The 16171-nt window shown below is 69.6% G+C and carries 15 protein-coding genes; 8 read left to right on the top strand and 7 right to left on the bottom strand.

The genetic code is table 11. The features are described 5' to 3' along the window. Positions 1-16 precede the first annotated feature (16 nt). The 7 genes from ABZV58_RS19770 to ABZV58_RS19800 all read right to left on the bottom strand — a co-directional run bounded on the left by ABZV58_RS19770 (position 17) and on the right by ABZV58_RS19800 (position 7778). Positions 17-1201 (bottom strand): hypothetical protein, encoded by a 1185-nt coding sequence (locus tag ABZV58_RS19770; protein WP_355001577.1) that lies wholly within the window; start codon positions 1199-1201, stop codon positions 17-19. After that, positions 1198-2166 (bottom strand): glutamate ABC transporter substrate-binding protein, encoded by a 969-nt coding sequence (locus ABZV58_RS19775; protein ID WP_355001578.1) that lies wholly within the window; start codon positions 2164-2166, stop codon positions 1198-1200. Before ABZV58_RS19775 ends, ABZV58_RS19770 begins: the two co-directional genes overlap by 4 nt. Further along, entirely contained in the window at positions 2163-3434 is a 1272-nt protein-coding gene (locus ABZV58_RS19780; protein WP_355001579.1) for a hypothetical protein, read from the bottom strand. The genes ABZV58_RS19775 and ABZV58_RS19780 overlap by 4 nt, the downstream gene beginning before the upstream one ends. 135 nt (positions 3435-3569) lie before the next feature. Then, a complete protein-coding gene (locus ABZV58_RS19785; RefSeq protein WP_355001580.1) occupies positions 3570-5534 on the bottom strand; it encodes a CocE/NonD family hydrolase in 1965 nt (654 codons plus the stop codon). A 26-nt stretch (positions 5535-5560) separates the two neighbouring features. After that, the gene (locus ABZV58_RS19790) at positions 5561-6421 is read right to left on the bottom strand and encodes an SDR family oxidoreductase (protein ID WP_355001581.1); all 861 of its coding nucleotides are present in this window, start codon (positions 6419-6421) and stop codon (positions 5561-5563) included. 117 nt (positions 6422-6538) lie between these two features. After that, complete coding sequence (locus ABZV58_RS19795) at positions 6539-7183, bottom strand: helix-turn-helix domain-containing protein (RefSeq protein WP_355001582.1); 645 nt, start codon at positions 7181-7183, stop codon at positions 6539-6541. Then, positions 7167-7778, bottom strand: coding sequence for a helix-turn-helix domain-containing protein (locus ABZV58_RS19800; protein ID WP_355001583.1), 612 nt, complete (start codon positions 7776-7778; stop codon positions 7167-7169). The genes ABZV58_RS19795 and ABZV58_RS19800 overlap by 17 nt, the downstream gene beginning before the upstream one ends. A 357-nt stretch (positions 7779-8135) precedes the next feature. On the opposite strand from ABZV58_RS19800, the gene ABZV58_RS19805 reads away from it, so the two are divergent. The 8 genes from ABZV58_RS19805 to ABZV58_RS19840 are packed head-to-tail and all read left to right on the top strand — an operon-like array spanning position 8136 to position 16158. After that, a complete protein-coding gene (locus tag ABZV58_RS19805) occupies positions 8136-8981 on the top strand; it encodes an ABC transporter permease (RefSeq protein WP_355001584.1) in 846 nt (281 codons plus the stop codon). Position 8982: 1 nt separating this feature from the next. After that, positions 8983-9849 carry an ABC transporter permease gene (locus ABZV58_RS19810; protein WP_355001585.1) on the top strand — a complete coding sequence of 289 codons (867 nt, stop codon included), beginning with the start codon at positions 8983-8985 and terminating at the stop codon, positions 9847-9849. A gap of 4 nt (positions 9850-9853) precedes the next feature. Next, a complete protein-coding gene (locus ABZV58_RS19815) occupies positions 9854-10915 on the top strand; it encodes a mammalian cell entry protein (protein ID WP_355001586.1) in 1062 nt (353 codons plus the stop codon). Then, positions 10912-11934, top strand: coding sequence for an MCE family protein (locus ABZV58_RS19820; protein ID WP_355001587.1), 1023 nt, complete (start codon positions 10912-10914; stop codon positions 11932-11934). The genes ABZV58_RS19815 and ABZV58_RS19820 overlap by 4 nt, the downstream gene beginning before the upstream one ends. Next, on the top strand, positions 11922-12956 hold the full coding sequence (locus tag ABZV58_RS19825) for an MlaD family protein (RefSeq protein ID WP_355001588.1): 1035 nt from the start codon (positions 11922-11924) through the stop codon (positions 12954-12956). Before ABZV58_RS19820 ends, ABZV58_RS19825 begins: the two co-directional genes overlap by 13 nt. Before the next feature lie 3 nt (positions 12957-12959). Further along, entirely contained in the window at positions 12960-14057 is a 1098-nt protein-coding gene (locus tag ABZV58_RS19830; protein WP_355001589.1) for an MlaD family protein, read from the top strand. Then, a complete protein-coding gene (locus tag ABZV58_RS19835) occupies positions 14054-15112 on the top strand; it encodes an MlaD family protein (protein ID WP_355001590.1) in 1059 nt (352 codons plus the stop codon). Before ABZV58_RS19830 ends, ABZV58_RS19835 begins: the two co-directional genes overlap by 4 nt. Further along, positions 15109-16158: an MlaD family protein gene (locus tag ABZV58_RS19840; protein ID WP_355001591.1), complete on the top strand. Its 1050-nt coding sequence runs from the start codon at positions 15109-15111 to the stop codon at positions 16156-16158. Before ABZV58_RS19835 ends, ABZV58_RS19840 begins: the two co-directional genes overlap by 4 nt. Positions 16159-16171: the final 13 nt, after the last annotated feature.

Consider the following 16171-nt stretch of genomic DNA (forward strand, 5'->3'; position numbering starts at 1 on the left):
CCTGGCTCGGTGCAGGTCATGATCTCCTCCCCGATTTCCGCGCGACGATCTGCTGGTAGTCGGCGACCGCGCGGGTGGCCGCGGCGAGATCGCACGGCCGGTGCGCGAGCAGGTCGCTCGCGATCCGATGGCTCGCCAGGAGCTCGTCGTCCTCGGCGAGCGCCAGCCTGGCCGCCTTGGCGCGGTACGCGGACAGTCGCCCGCGCAGCTCGGCGCGGCGGTCCAGCAAGCCCTGGGCGAGCTCGGCCGCGCCGGCGGCCGCCTGGGTCGCCGCGGCGATCCGGCGGCGCAGGTTCAGTAGCTCCGCGGCCGCGCCGGGTTCGGCATCGAGGGCGGCCAGTTCGGCGTCGAGCCCCTTGTGTTCCGCGCCGGATGACGGCAGCGGCCCGGTACGGATCTTGCGTTCGGCTTCCGCACGCGCGCGTCCGGCTCGGGCCTCGGTCTCGGCGAGCACGGTCAGCCGGTCGCGGGTCGCCGCCACGGCGGCATCCCAATTCGCGGTGATCGATGTCAGCTCGGCGAGCACGTCGGCCGCGCGGTCCAGGCGCGCGCCGATATCGGCGAGGCGGGCGTCGATCTCGGGCGGTGTCAACGCCAGCGGGTCGGTGGCCGAGCGGCGCAACAGCTCGGCGATGGCCGCCCCGATGTCCCGCAGTTCGGCCGTGACGGCGCCCGCCCGATCCAACCGATCCTGAAGGGGCGCGAGCCCGGACAGCACCCGGTCGTTCACCGCGCCGACCTCGTCGAGGAAGGCGGCGATTCGGGGAAAGGTCGCGCGCATGCGATCCACCGTGTCGGCCAAGCCGACGAACAGCACGTGTTCGCCGGGCCCGGTGAGCGACCGCTGCGCCAACGGAATCGGGGTGCGCGAGGCCTCGTGCGGCCGCCCGTACAGCAGCCGGGTGAGTTCGGCGCGCGTCTCGGCGTCCAGCCGGGGGCGCGTGCCGCGCACAGTGCGCGCCGAGTCGAGGATGGCTTTCAGCCTGGCGAAGTCCTGCCACATCAGGTCCAGCTCGGCGTTGATCGGCGTCCACCGGCGCTCGGTGCGGCCGGTGGGCGGAAAGCGGCGCAGCAGGGTCAGTCCGGGGTGCCGGTCCAGTTCCAGCAGGGTGGCGGCGATCGCGTCGAATTCGCCGGTGCGGGCGGCCAATTCGCTGTCGATCTCGGCGAGGGTGCGTGGCTGCATGATCGCCCGGCTCACGCGGTGTACCGGGTTTCCGGCGGGCCGGGCGAAGGTCCGAGGGCGCTGAGGCGCGCGGCGTAGATGCGCTGCCAGGTGCCGTCGGCGCGCATCCGTTCGAGCACCGCGTTGACGAAGCGCACCAGATCGGGTGCGCCCTTCGCCACACCGACGGCGTAGGCGCCGCTGCCGATCGGTTCGCCGACCACCTCGAGGTTCCGGTCCTGGGCGACGAGACCGAACAGAATGGGGTCGTCGGCGCTGATCGCGTCCACGTGACCCTGTTGCAGCGCGGCCAGGCAGTCGGTCCAGTTGGCCACGCCGAACACCGTGAGTCGCTTGGGCAGCGCGAACAGCGGCCCCGACGCGGTGGTGCCCCTGGTGACGCACACCCGCTTGCCGCCGAGATCGGCCCCGGACCGGATGCCGGAGTTCTTCGGCGCCAGAATCCGCTGCGCCGCACGGTAGTACACGGCGGAGAAGTCGACGTCGCGGCGGCGCTCGCAGGTGGCCGAGAAGGTGCGCACGATCAGGTCGACCTTGTTCTCGCGCAGCGCCGAGATGCGCTCCTCGGCGGTCACCGAGCGCAGTTCGATCCGATTCGGGTCGCCGAACAAGGCCCGAGCGATCTCCCTGGCGATATCGATGTCGAAGCCCTCGATCTCGTTGGTGGTGGGATTGCGGAAACCGAACAGGTAGGTGTTCTGGTCGACGCCGACCCGGATCCGGCCGTTGGCCACGATCGCGGCCATCGGCGAGCCCGCGGGCATCGCGCCCGGCGGCGGCAGCGGGCCCGGCCGCAGGCTGGCCTCGGCATCGCACTCGTCCTCGGCCTGGCCGGGCGTGGTGATCTCGGCGAATTCGGGCGGGGCCGGATTCACCGCGGCCGCGGGCGGCGTCGCGGGCACCGAGCTGTCGGTGCTGCACGCGACCAGCGGGCCGAGCGCGGCCAGGGCGACGACCAGTGCGAAGAGCCGTCTTGTCACAGAAACTCCTTCAGCCGCGGCCACAATCCGACGACCGCGGCGCCCGCCGCGAACAGCATCAGCAGCAACACTCCGGAGGGGCTCCAGGTCAGCGCGTCACCGGCGGCGTCGACACCGCCGCGCAGGTCGCTGCGCACCCGCTGCACGTCGGCGCGCAACGATTCGTCGAGCTGGGCGAACCGGGTCGCCGAACTCTCCGGCCCGGCGCCGATGGCCTGGTCGGCGGCCGCCGGATAGTCGGCCGCCTGATACGCCGCGAGCTGGCGGCGATGACCCGCGGTCCAGCCCTCGAAGCGCAGGGCCGCGGGCGAATCCGGTCCGGTGACCTCCGCGAGCCGGTCGCGCAGCGCCGCGGTGTGGCGGGTGAAGGTCTCCTCGCCCGCGGCGATGTCACCGCGGGTGATCAGCTGCAAGGTCTCCGCCGTGCGGGCCTGCTGCGCCAGAATCCTTGCCTCGGCGAGAGTTTGGAATCGGAGGGCCGCGCCGTCGTCGCCGGTCTCCAGTGCCGCGGCGGCCACCGAGGTCGCCAGCACGGTCCACAGCAGCGCGACTCCGGTCGCCGCCGCCGCGGCGACGAGTCCGGGGTTGACCCGCCGGTTGGTGCGGCGCAGCAGGACGAAAGAGCCCGCGCCGCAGGCGAACAGCACCAGCAACAGTGTCGTGATCGTGGTGAACGGCAGCGCGCCGATCGCCCGCTGCTCCTCGTGCAGGGCCGCGAAGCGGAGGGTGCTGAGCTCCTCGGCGTTCTTCAACAGCGAATCCTGCATGACCTCGGAGGCCTCGCGCAGGTAGGCCGAACCGACCGGGAACCCTTGCCGGTTGTTCGCCCGCGCCGTCTCGACGAGACCGGTGTAGGCGGGCAATTCGGCGCTGATGGCCGCCACGATGCGGCGGGTGCGCTCGTCGGAGGCGTCCGCGGTGGCCTGGGCCAGCGCGTCGGCCGCGTCGGCGAGCGCCTGCTGGTAGCGTGCGCGCACCTGCGGCGTCTCGATGCCGCCGGTCAGAAATGCCTCGGCCGCGGCGGCGTCGGCCGCCGAGAGCGAGACGTAGAGGTTCTGCGCCGCGTAGGCGAGCGGCTCGGTGCGAGCCAAGGCGGCGTCGCGGCGGTCGATCTTCCCACTCGACTGGTTCGCGCCCGTGAAACCCGCGAGCAGGCACAACACCACCGTCACCAGCACGAGCGCGCCGATCAGTCCCGGTGTCGTATGCGCGAAGCGCCGCACCCACGCCGCCCCGTCGCGCGCGGTCGCCGGAAGGCGAGGTCCCACACCGTCCCCCCTTCATCTACCCGGCCGGTGTCTCCGCACGCGATAGTACGGTAGGTCGCTGCGATCCGCTCCCCCTTGCCTTTCCGGTCTCGCGACCGCGCGGCAACGGCCGCCGATCCAGCTCGTTCGCGAGTATCAGTCGCCGCCGAGCGCGCGGAAACTCAGGTAGCTGGGACGGTCAGGGCGCAACAGGATGCGCTGACCGGCGATCTGGCGCTGCTTCCACGGCGGAATCAGATGGCGCGGGAAACTGGTGGGGCTGACCGCGACTCGCAGCCGATGCCCGGCGCGAAGCAGCGCCTCGGTGGGGTTGATCTCGATGTCGATCTCGAAGGCCTCCCCCGGCGTCACCGGCAGCGCGGAATCGGCGGTCATGGGGTGCATGGCGAAAAGCAGTTCGCCCTCGGCGTAATAGCTGTCGGCGGCATCGATCGCGCGGAGCGTCGACAGCAGCGCGCCACGGGTGAGCGGCGCCGACACACCGTCGGGGCGCACGTCGCACACGGTGACCGACCAGAAAGCGTCGGCCCCGTCGACCGCGGCGAGCAAGTGCAGATTCATCGGACCGGAGAGCACGGTGTCGGTCTCGAACGGCGCGCTGGTGAAGGTGATCGCGGTGGCCTCGCTGCGCCGGTCGTCGTTGCCGAAACGGTCGCCGAACAGCAGCGCGACGCCCATCGTCATGACCGCGGTGTTGTTCGAGGCCGCGCTGACCCGGCCCGTCGGCACCGTCAGCGGGCACTCGGTATCCGTTGGCGCGGTCGACAATCCGCCGTCGGCGGCGGCGTGTGCCGCGGTGCCGCTCGGATCGGCGGTGAGGTAGAGCCTGCGCACACGCGTCGCCGGGTCCGGGAACTCGGCGCGGCGGATCCAGCGTCCATCGCCTTGTCTGCGCACCGTCACCGGTCCGTACCGGTCGATTCCGTTGTCGACGCCCTTGACCCAGCGGTCGAAGAACGCGCACTGGAGTTCGTCGAGCGCCTGCGGGTTGCCGGGATCGCCGAAGCCGGAGCCTGGCGTGAGGTGGTAGGAGTCGTCCACCAAGATCTGCTTGGCTCCCGGCGCGACCGGAATACGTTCGTAGATGCGGAAATTCGAGCGGTTGTAGACGTCGTGCCAGCCGCCGTGGATCCAGGTGGGGACGTCGATCTCCTCGAAGTGCGCCAGCCGCGCCGCCCACTCCGGATTGAGGTAGCCGTCGGGGTGGTCGATGCTGACGGCGATCCGGATGGCGCGGCGTACCCAATCCGAGCGCCCGGTGATCCGGTCGCGCAGGTATCGGCCGAGCAGCCCGTTGCGGACGAGACCGGGCAGCGCCGGAAGCCGCCCGGCTCCGTGCACGAACAGGATCCATGCGAGCATGCCCGGCGTGGGCACCCCGCCGGTGAGCCCGAGTTCGCGCACCGGGTTCTCTCCCGCCTCGATGGCGAATACGGCGGCGAGTCCCTCGGGGCGCAAGCCCGCGGTGACGAGCGCCGCGATCGCGCCGTAGGAAAGACCCGTCACCGCAACGCGTCCGTCGCACCAGGGCTGTTCGCGCACCCACCGGACCACCTCGAGATAGTCCTGCTGTTCCCGGTGACCGAAGAAATCCCAAGTGCCCGTAGAACTTCCGGTGCCGCGTACGTCCACCATCAGCCCCACGTACCCACGCGACACGGCGGTACGGTTGATCGCGAACGGTTCCAAGACACCCCCCGCGGGTGTGCGCAGCACGTCCCGCGCGGTCATCCTGGCGCGGTCGGACGGTGCGACGCGACCCGCCAGCGTGCGCAGCGCCCGATTCGCGCGCATGCCGTGCCGGTTGATCATCTTGTTGTAGGCGGTGAAGTTGATCAACGCCGGGAGCGGTTCGGTGGTCGGCCCGGAGCGGTCGCCTGGGCGCAGGACGTCGGCGCTCAGGACCGCGCCGTCGGACATGGGGATCGGAACCGTCACGGACGCATGCAGTTTCGGATAGCGCTCCGGTCCGATGTCGAAACGTGCGTCCGGCGGTGCGCCGGTGGCGCTCGTCAGCGGTTCGACCATGGCGATCCCCTCTCCGAGGTGGGTGTCCGGCCGCTGGCGCAGCCGGACGAAGCCCGCCGTCGACCCGCGCATGGCCGGAGCGAAGGCGGAGGTACGCCTCAGGGTGCGCGCAGCACCCCTGGCTTGTCGACGTACCGCTGCATCGCCCAGTTCAGCCCGCGCATGGCGAGGTTGTAGGCGGGCGGGAAGTAGCGCTGGGCCCAGTGTCCGATGCGAATGTCCTGCGAGGTGTAGATCAGGTACCTGTTCCGCTCGACCCCGCGCACAATGGAATTCGCGGCCTGCTCGGCGGTGACGGCGTGCCGCAGGAACAGCTTCAGCCCGCGCTGTACCGCCTCTGCCTCGCGGTCGACGCCCGCGATGTCCACGCGGTTCACCATCGGGGTCGACATCGCGCCCGGGCACACCAGGCTCACGCCGATGCCGTGCCTGCGCAGGTCGAAGCGCAGCACCTCCGAGACGCCGCGCAGCCCGAATTTGCTCGCGCTGTAGGGCGCGTGCCACGGCAGGCCGAACAGGCCCGCGGCCGAGGACACATTGACCAGGTGTCCGCCGCGTCCAGCCTCGATCATCGGCGGCAAGAACTCCTCGATGACGTGGATCGGCCCCATCAGGTCGATGTCGATGGTGCGCCGCCACTGGTCGTGGGTGAGCCGATCGACGGCTCCCCAGGTGGCGATGCCCGCCACGTTCATCACGATGTCGACGCTGCCGATCTTCTCGTGCACCTTGGCGGCCAGCGCGACGACGGCGGTGTGGTCGCTGACGTCGAGCGCTTCGGCCAGGTGCACGGTGGCGCCCGCCGCGCGCAACTCTTCGGCAGTACGCTGCAGGCCTGCCGCGTCGATGTCGGTGAGAATCAGTGACGCGCCCTTGGCCGCTACCGCGTGCGCGGTGCCGCGGCCAAGACCGCTGGCCGCCCCGGTGATCAGGCAGCTCTTACCGTCGAACTTCGTCATGGCTAGACCATAGTGTTGACGAACATCATTGTCTATAAATCGGGCGCGATCCGTCCCAGACGGAACCGACCATGCGGCTGCGCAGCCCGCCGCCACTGCCTCGGAGCCCGTTGTAGCTCAGGGTTTTTCGTACAGCAGCAGATCGACCACCCGCAGAATCCGGTCGAGGTCGAAGCGCTCGGGTTCGGCGAGCATCTGGCGCGCGACGGTCTGCACGGCGCCTTGCACGATTTCGACGAAGACGTCCAGATCCACCTCGTCGGTGCGCTCTTCGGCAGGTCGGCTCGCCAGCCAGTCGCGCAGCAGCCGCCGCAGCGGTGCGCGCAGTTCGTCGCGCGCCCGCTCGATCGGTGCGCGCAGTGCGGCGGGCACCCCGTCGATCGGGTAGTAGACCAGCCGCCAGCTGTCCGGTACGGAGCGCAGATCACACAAGAAGCGCCTCAGGCCCGAGAGCAGCGCCGCCTTGGGATCGGCGGGCGCGGCGGCACTCTCGGCGACGTGCGAGGTGGCGGCGACCATGCGCGCGGTCTCGCGCGCGATGAGATCGCGGAGCAGGTCGTCACGGTTGGCGTAGAGGTCGTAGACCACCGGGCGGGTCACGCCGCCGCGCTCGGCCACCGCCGCGATGGTGACGTCGGCGAATCCGGACTCGGCGAGGATACGTAAGGCCGTGTCGAGCAACTGTTCTCGCCGGTCGGCGGGCTGCAGGCGCTTGGCGTACCTGCGGCGCGGCCGCGCGGCGTCGCTACCGGCCCGCGCCACCGGACGCCTCCCCGATTCCAGCCGTCGCCACCGCTCGGCGCGCGATCCAGCGCAAGGTCGAGGCGATCGCGTCGCGGCGCTGCGTTCCGCCTTCGGCCAGCAGCAAGCGCGCGGCGGTCTCGCTGGTGCTGATGGCGGTGTAGCTGACGAGTTCGGCGTCCAGTTCGCGTTCGGCCATGGCGGCGATGATCCGGATCATCGCTTCGGAGCGCTCGCGCAGCGCCATCCGGCCGCGCGCCACCCGTTCGTGCGCCGAGGGCGGCAGGGCTTGGTCGCGCATCAGCACGAAGCGCCACGTGCCGGGCGCGGCCAGCACCATCTCCAGGAACAGGTCGGCGGCCTCGACCGCGATCGCGGCGGGATCGGCCCCTGGCCGGATCTCGGGAAAGGCCGCGGCGGCCATCGTCAACGCGCGCTCTTCCTCCCGATCGAGCAGGGCGGTGAAAAGTGCGTCGCGGTCGCCGAATTCGGCGTAGAGGGCGGGCCTGGTCAAGCCGGCGGCTCGGGCGATGGCGTGCATGCTCGCCTGGGCGTAGCCCTCGCGGAGGACGAGATCGCGTGCCGCGTCGAGGATCTGGTCGCGTCGCGCTGACACCTTCGCCTCCATGGTCGTGGGTGGTTGAGCGTCAGCACTCCCCCAGCGAACTGGTCACTCGATTGAAACAGTGTACGCAGGAGATGACTCGCCGGGGCGGAGCGCGCTCGAACGTCGGGCTGCCACACCTCGTCTTGCCCTCGGAGACAACCGGATTCGTCGAATTCTACGGCGACGACGTCGGCTCGGAGGTAAATTGACGTCGTTGTATTTGCGTGTGACGTGGATTACTTCCGGCCGGTAAAAGTGCTGGCTGTCACATGCGAATGTGTCGTCGGGCTACCGGCTTCCGGTGACTGTCGGGCGACGAGCGCCGAGGCGGATCGGCGTGCGCTACGGGGGACGCAGGGAGGAACCATGAAGGAGGCGCCACCGAGCGTCGCGGACGCGGGCGCGATCCGGATCGTGCGGGAAAATGTCACCGGCACAGCGGTTTCCAGCGTGCGCACCTTCGGAAGGGCCGTCGATCTCGGCATCGAGTCGGTGCGCGGCGCGCTCTCCGATCTGATCGGCCTGCGCTTCCAGTGGCAGGAGATGCTGCGCCAGGCCTGGTATCTGGTGACCGTCACGGCACTGCCCGCCGTCCTGATGGCGGTGCCCTTCGGCGTGGTGGTGTCGGTGCAGGTCGGCAACCTGATCCACCAGCTCGGCGCCGACTCGATGATCGGCGCGGCCGGCGGGCTCGGCGTGATCCAGCAGGGCGCGCCCATCGCGACCGGCCTGCTGCTCGGCGGTGCGGGCGCCTCGGCCATCGCCGCCGATCTCGGCGCGCGGACCGTGCGCGAGGAGATAGACGCGTTGCGCACCATGGGCATCAGTCCCGTGCACCGGCTGGTGATTCCCCGGGTGGTGGCCATGCTTTTCGTCGCGCCCCTGCTCAACGTGCTCATCATCTTCGTCGGCGTGGTCTCCGGCTACGCGGTGGCGATCAGCGCGCAGAACGTCACGCCGGGCAGCTACTGGGCGACGTTCGGTTCCTTCGCGGTCGTCGCCGACGTGTGGATCTCGCTGGCCAAGGCCATGCTGTTCGGATTCCTGGTGGTGATCATCGCCTGTCAGCGCGGGCTGGAGGCCAGAGGCGGTCCGCGCGGCGTCGCCGATGGTGTCAACGCCGCCGTGGTGATCTCGGTGGCCTCGATCATCGTCGTCAACCTGGTGATCACCCAGATCGTCACGATGTTCCTACCGCTGCGGGTGGCCTGAGATGACCGCGACACCGTACGCGCCAAGGGGTCTCGGCTGGGCCTATCGCGTCGTCCGCGAGCGCGGCAGGCTCCTCGCTCCGGTCGAGAACACCGGCTTCCTGCTCGGGTTCGTCTTCCAGGCGCTGTGGGCGATACCGCTGACGTTGCGCCGCTACCGCGCCCAGACGATGCGCACCATCACCGATATGACCTGGGGACGCGGGTCGGTCATCGTCGGCGGCGGCACCGTGCCGATGCTGGTGGTGCTCGGCGTCGCGATGGGCGCGGGTGTCGGCATCCAGTCTTTCGCCGCGCTGGACCTGATCGGGCTCGGACCCGTCACCGGGGTGGTGTCGGCCTTCGCCAACACCAGGGAGCTCGCACCGATCGCGGCGGCGGTCGGCTTCGCGGCGCAGGCGGGCTGCCGGATGACCGCGGAGATCGGCTCGATGCGCATCTCCGAGGAGATCGACGCCATCGAGTCCCTCGGGCTGCGCTCGGTGCCGTTCGTCGTCACCACGCGGGTCATCGCGGGCGCCGTCGCGATCGTGCCGACCTTCCTCATCGCGCTGATCCTGAGCTACCTGGCCTGCTCGGCCGTCATCGTGCTGCTGCACGGTCAGGCGGGCGGGGTCTACAACCACTACTTCTTCCAGTTCACCAGCGGCTACGACGTGCTCGCCGCGGTGATCAAGATCCTGGTGTTCGGCGTCACCGTGATCCTGATCCATTGCTACTACGGCTTTTTCGCCTCCGGCGGACCCGAGGGAGTCGGCATCGCCTCCGGTCGCGCGGTGCGTGCCAGCTTCGTCGCCATCATCGCCCTAGACATGGTGCTCACCATCGTGCTGTGGGGCGTCGACTCCGCCATCGAATTCCCGGGGTGAGCGCATGCCGAACTACGGACTGCCCGGCGTGCCGATGAACAAGCGCGGTTCCCGCGCGCTCGGCGCGGCCGCGTTGACGTTGACGGTCGTCGCGGCTCTCACCTGGCGCGCGGGGCTCGACGACCGGCCACCGGACCGCCTCCAGGTCCAATTGCGCACCGAGCAGATCGGCGAGGGCGTCATCGAGGGCACACGGGTGCGCTACGACGGCGTCACCGTCGGCGAGATCACCGAGATAACCGCCGTCGGCGTGGGTCGCCAGCTGATCACGCTGAATCTCGACAAGACGCAGACGGCGGGCCTGACCGACGCGCTGACCGTGGACTACGCCCCCGAAAACCTGTTCGGCATCAGCGCTCTCACGCTGCGAGCGGCCGACGGCGGCGCCCCGCTCACCGAGGGCGACCTGATCGATCTCGCCGGAGCGCACGCGGACAAGGTCACCGACGTGACCATGGGCAGCCTGCTGCGCGCGCTCACCGAGACCTCCACGGAGGTGCTCACCCCGCGGCTTTCGGAATTGCTCGCCACGGTCAACAGCGGGATGAGCTCGTTCGCACCGCTCTGGGAGGCGATCATCTCGCTGAGCCGCGCCGTGGCCGACACCCAGCGTTATCCGGCGCCGTACCTGATCGACCAGTACTCGGCCTTCTTCGGTGGCGTCGGCGATTTCGCCTCCGCGACCTTCCGGCTGCTGCACTCGGTCATGAACATCGAGATCTTCCTGAACGACCGCCCGCGCTACGACGCCACCATCACCATGGTCGTGGACGGTGCGCTGCCGTCGATCGGCGCGCTCGGCGACGCCGCGAACCGGCAATTGTCGCCGTACACAACCGAACTGACGCCGCTGGTCGCCGCCCTCGCCGCCACCGTGCCCGCGCCGGGTCGCTCGCGCGCCGAGCTGCTGGAACTGATCGATCGGTTGAACCGCATGTTCTCCGACACCCCTGACGGCCCCGCTTTGAACGTGGCCGTGATCCTGCGCGGGATGCCCGGGCTGGCGGTGCCGTTGCTCGGGACGTCGGACTTCGCGGCGCTCGATGGTTCGGGGGGTGCGCGATGACGACCCTGCCGATCCGAGCGGTGATGTGGCGACTCGGACTGTTCGCCGTCGCGATGCTCGTGCTGCTCGTCGTCATCGTGCAGGCGATCACCCGGCCGGTGGACGGCGAGACCGGTTCCTATACCGCGGAATTCACCGATGTGAGCGGATTGAAGACCGGCGACGACGTCCGGATGTTCGGTGTCTCGGTCGGCAAGGTCGCCGAGATCGAGCGGGCGGGCACCAACGCGCGGGTGCGCTTCACGGTTCAGCGCGACCGTCCGATCTACGACTCCAGCGTCCTCGCCATCCGCTACCAGTCGCTCACCGGGCAGCGCTACGTCGATGTGCGGCAACCGGATCGGCCGGGCACGCCGCTGCCGCCCGGTGCGGCGCTCGGGGTGGCCAACACGGTGCCGTCCTTCGACATCACCCAGCTGTTCAACGGGTTGCAGCCGGTGATCGCCGAGTTCTCCCCCGGCGCGCTCAACCAGTTCACCGAGAGCGTGCTCGCGGTGATCGAGGGCAACGGCTCCGGCATCGGTCCCGCGCTGGACGCCATCGAGAAACTCAGTCGCTACACCTCCGATCGGCAGGCGGTGATCGCGACCATCGTGGCCAACCTGCACGCGATCTCCGGGCAGATCGGCGGTCGCTCACCGCATCTGGTCACCCTGATGGCAGGCATCGCCGAGGTGATCAGCGCGTTCCGGGTGAAGCTGGACGGATTGCTCGACTTCGCCGCCGCGGCCCCCTCGGCGATGGCGCCCCTGAACCGCCTGATGGAGACCCTCGGATTCACCGAACACGCGAACCCGGACCTGATGACGGACCTGCGGCTGCTGTTCCCCGACCCGGACGCCGCGCTGGACCTGCTCGGCAGGCTCCCCGGTCTGCTCCAAGCGCTGAGCAATGTACTGCCGCCCGCCCCCGGCGCGGCGGGACCGGTGTCGATGAGCTGTTCCAACGGGTCGGTCCAACTTCCCCAGGTGCTTTCGGTGCTCGTCGCCGGGCAGAGGATCGCGATATGCAACGGATGACGCAACGTCTGCTGAATCGGCTCGCGCCGCACGGGTTTTCGCACGACCGGCACCAGGCGGCGAAGAACGCGAGGGAGTTCCGCCTCGGCGTCCTCGGCGGACTGTCCGTCGCCGCGTTGCTGCTGGCCACGGCGGTGATCTATCTGGTCCCGTTCGGCAAGGCGAGCTACACCGCCGATCTGGTGGAGGCCAACTCGGTGAAGGTCGGCGACCAGGTCCGCCTGGCAGGCATCACCGTCGGCTCGGTGACGGCGCTCGAGCTGGGCGAGACGAAAGTGCGAATGACCTTCACCGTCGACCGCGACGTGTTCCTCGGCGACACGACCAGCCTGGAGATCCGCATGCTGACCGCGGTCGGCGGCCACTACGTCGCGGTGTTCCCCTCGGGCACAGAAGCTCTCGGCTCGCGACCGATTCCACCAGATCGAGTCCGCCTCCCCTACAGCCTGGTGCGCATTCTGCAGGACGCCGCCGCGCCGGTCTCCGAGGTCGACGGCGAGACGCTGCGCCAGAATCTGGCCGCCCTCCAGCAATCCCTCGACACCAGTCCGGACGCGCTGCGTCAGATGGGCGGCGCGATGCAGTCGTTCGTCGACATCCTGCGCAGGCAGAACCTCGAGGTCTCGCGCGCGCTCACGGTGATGGACGAGTACCTGCGCACCATCGACGTCAACAAATCGCTCATCGGTACGTTCGTCCGCGAGCTCGGCACACTGATGACCGTCGGCCTCGGCAAGCGCGCCGAGATCGCCTCGGCACTGACCATCGCCGCCTCGCTGCTGTCCAGGATCGCCGCCATCGAGCCGTCTTGGCGCGAGATCCTCGCGCCGCTGGCCGGGAAGCTTCGTGAGTTGCTACCCCAACTGGAACAGCTTGCCGCGCAACTGGATCTGGCCCTTCCGCAGTGGAAGCAGCTGCGCGAGCGACTCGTGGCGCTGACCGCCTCCGAGGAGGGTGTCGTCATCGATCAGTCGGCGCTCACCGCGCCGGTGTGCATTCCGCTGCCCGGATGGGAGTGCTGAGCGATGAAAGGCATTCTGCGTTCCCAGGGTTTCGTGACCGTGCTCGGCGCGCTGGTACTCGCGGCGGTCGCCGCAGTCGCTTACCTCGTGGTGTTCGATCCCGTGAAGAAGACGGTCGCCTACTGCGCCATGATGCCCGACGCCGTCGGCCTGTACGCGGGCAATCACGTGACAGCCCTTGGCATTCCGATCGGCACCGTGAACTCGGTGCGCCCCGAGGGCACTGGTGTGCGGGTGGACTTCGAGGTGCGGGAGGATCGCGTGTTGCGCGGCGAGGTCACCGCGACCACGGTCTCCGACACACTGGTGGCCGATCGCGACCTCGCGGTCCTCGGCGAGCCGGGCGCCGCGCCGTGGGACCGGTCGACGTGCATCACGAAAACCTTCACGCCGAAGAGCATCAGTCAGACGCTCCAGGGCTTCTCCCAGCTCGCCGGACAGCTGACCGGCGGCGGAAATCCGGGCGAGCAGACAAGGATTCGCGACAGCGTCGTCGCCTTCGAAGCCGCCACCTCCGGCACCGGACCGGCGCTGAACAAGCTGATCACCGATCTCGGCGACGCGCTGCGCGCACCCGACGCGGCCATCGGACATATCGGCGGGCTGCTCGACTCCTACGGCAGGCTGATGTCGAGCATCGCGATGAACTGGGACGACATCCGGATCGTGCTGTTGCAGGCGAGCGAGGGCATCGCCTTCATCAACGAGCTCTGGGACCGGGTGGTGCAGCTCATCGACTCGCTGCTGGTCATTCTGCCGTGGCTGAACAGCATCGCCCGCGAATACGGCAGGCCGATCCTCGGGGCGCTGGACGGCGCGCTGCCCGGATTGCGGCTGCTCTCGGCGAACGTCGCGACGCTGCGGCAGCTGGTGGAGATGATTCCGCCGATCGTGCAGTTCTTCGAGGAGGTGATCGACCCGGCGACCGGCAGGCCGCAGCTGACCTACGCCGCGCCCAAGGTCGGACTGCCCCGCGAGCAGGCCGACCAGGTCTGTGCCGCGCTGAACGCGGTGCTGCCCGGCCACTGCGACGGAGCCGAAAACGGTTTGGCCGACGTGAATCTCGTGTCCCTGGTGCTCGGAACGGTAGGTGCCCGATGACCACGCGATCTGTCCGGCGCGCCGCGCTCGTCCCGGTGCTGACACTAGGGCTGCTGTCGGGATGCGGATTCGATCCCGCGCAAGTGCCGGTGCCCGGCGCGACGGTGTCCGGCCCCACCTACCAGGTGCGGATCGAGCTGGCCAACGCGCTGAACCTGCCCGCCCGGGCGAAGGTCGTGGCCAACGGCGCGCAGATCGGCAGCCTGCGCGAGGTGAGCGTGGTGGATCCGACGCTCGAGCAGCCGGGCCGGGTGGAGGCCCTCGTCGAGATCGCCGAGCGGGTGCGGCTGCCGGTCGGCACCACCGTCCAGCTGCGCCAGAACACCATCCTCGGCGACATCTACATCGGACTCACTACGCCGACAAGCGATTTCGACCGCACCATCCCGCCGGGCGGAACCATCCCGCTCGCGCGCACCCGGCCCGCGCTCCAGGTCGAGGATCTGCTGGCCGGCATGTCCACCTTCGTCGGCGGCGGCGCGATGCAGCAGATGCAGGACATCGTCAACCGGGTCAACGCGACCCTGCCCGACCGGCCCGCCGAGACGGCGCGGATCTTCGAGGTCATCGGTCGCGACGTGTCCGACGTGGCCGCCGACATGGCGGTGGTGGACCGGTTCCTGGACACCATCCAGCGGGATCTGGATGCCGCGCTGGACAATCCGCGTGAACTGGACGCGCTGCTCAGTGAGCGCGGGGCGGTCGAGATCCCGGCCGACGCGAAATCGCTGGTCCTCACGCTCGGCGTCGTCGGCGGGCTCGGCATCGTCGGTCACGCGATCGCCTGGCTCGGCCCGCTGCTGGAGGCGAGTGACGCTGCCGCGAAAGCCTTGGTGCCCTTGCTGTTCGCGGATCAGCCACTGGATTTGACCGCGCCGTCGAACTTGAACCGGGTCGTGTCGCTGGTTCGCGACAAGATCATTCCGTTCGTCGAGCGCGGTCCGAAACTGAACATCGGCGCAGTAGCGGTGGACGGAGCCGAGACGCCGGTCGCCACCGACGAGCAGGTGGCACGAATCATCGCCACCCTCAGGATGATCGGAGTCGTGCGATGACCGTCGCCACCGAGCCCGACTATCCCGGCTACGTTCCGCCTGCTCCCGCGGGCAGCACGAGCGACGAGGTGCTGCGGCGGCTCGGCCCGGTCGCCTCGCTGGCCGCGATCGCGGCGATTCTGCTGATCGGCGTCGGCTACCTGAGTTTCGGCGTGGTGCGGGTCGGCTGGTTCACCGAGCACACCGAGGCCACGATGACGGTCCCGGATTCCGGCGGACTGCTGCCGCGCTCCAAGGTCCTGCTCTCCGGTGTCCAGATCGGGCAGATCACCTCGGTGACCCACACCCGCGCAGGCATCGAGGTCGACTTCCGCTACGACGCCGAATACCGTGTGCCCGCGAACAGTTCGGTACGCATCGAAACACTCTCCGCACTTGGCGAGCCCTACCTGGAATTCCGGCCGACGGCCGCGGGTGGGCCGTATCTGCGCGACGGCGACCGGTTGGCGGCCGCCTCGGTGCAGCGTCCGGTGTCGATTCCCGAGGTCGCCCGCACCGCCACCCAGCTGCTGGAACAGGTGGATCCAGCGACGGTGGCCGCCATCATCGAGAACTTCAGCACCGGTCTCGCGGGCACCGAGGCGGTGATCCCGCAACTGTCCAGAGCCTCCGATCTGCTGGCCGCGACGCTCGTGAGCCGCACCGACCTGATCCGCGAACTGCTGATCGACATGCAGGCCCAGGCCGCCGAGATGACTTGGGCAGGTGGCGAATTGACCGCCGCCGCCACCCCGTGGGCGGACTTCGGGCCGCGGGTCAGCGAGGTGGCCGCGGCGATCGCGCGAGTCGTGCGGATCGGCGACACCCCGGGCGACTACCTCACCGACACCGAAGACGTGATCGGACTGCTTCCCTTCCTCGACGCGCTCACCCGGAAACTGGACATGCTCGGACCCGAACTGCGCGAACTGTTCCCGGTCGTCCAGCCGCTGCTCGCGCTGACCACCGGCGTGCTCGGCAAGGTCGACCTCGGCAGCCTGATCTCCCAGGCGCTGCACGCCACGACACCGGACGGCGCGCTGCGATTGCAGATCACCGTCCGGTAGGGCCGGCCCGCTA

Source organism: Nocardia sp. NPDC004654 (assembly GCF_040609595.1).
Lineage (GTDB): Bacteria > Actinomycetota > Actinomycetes > Mycobacteriales > Mycobacteriaceae > Nocardia.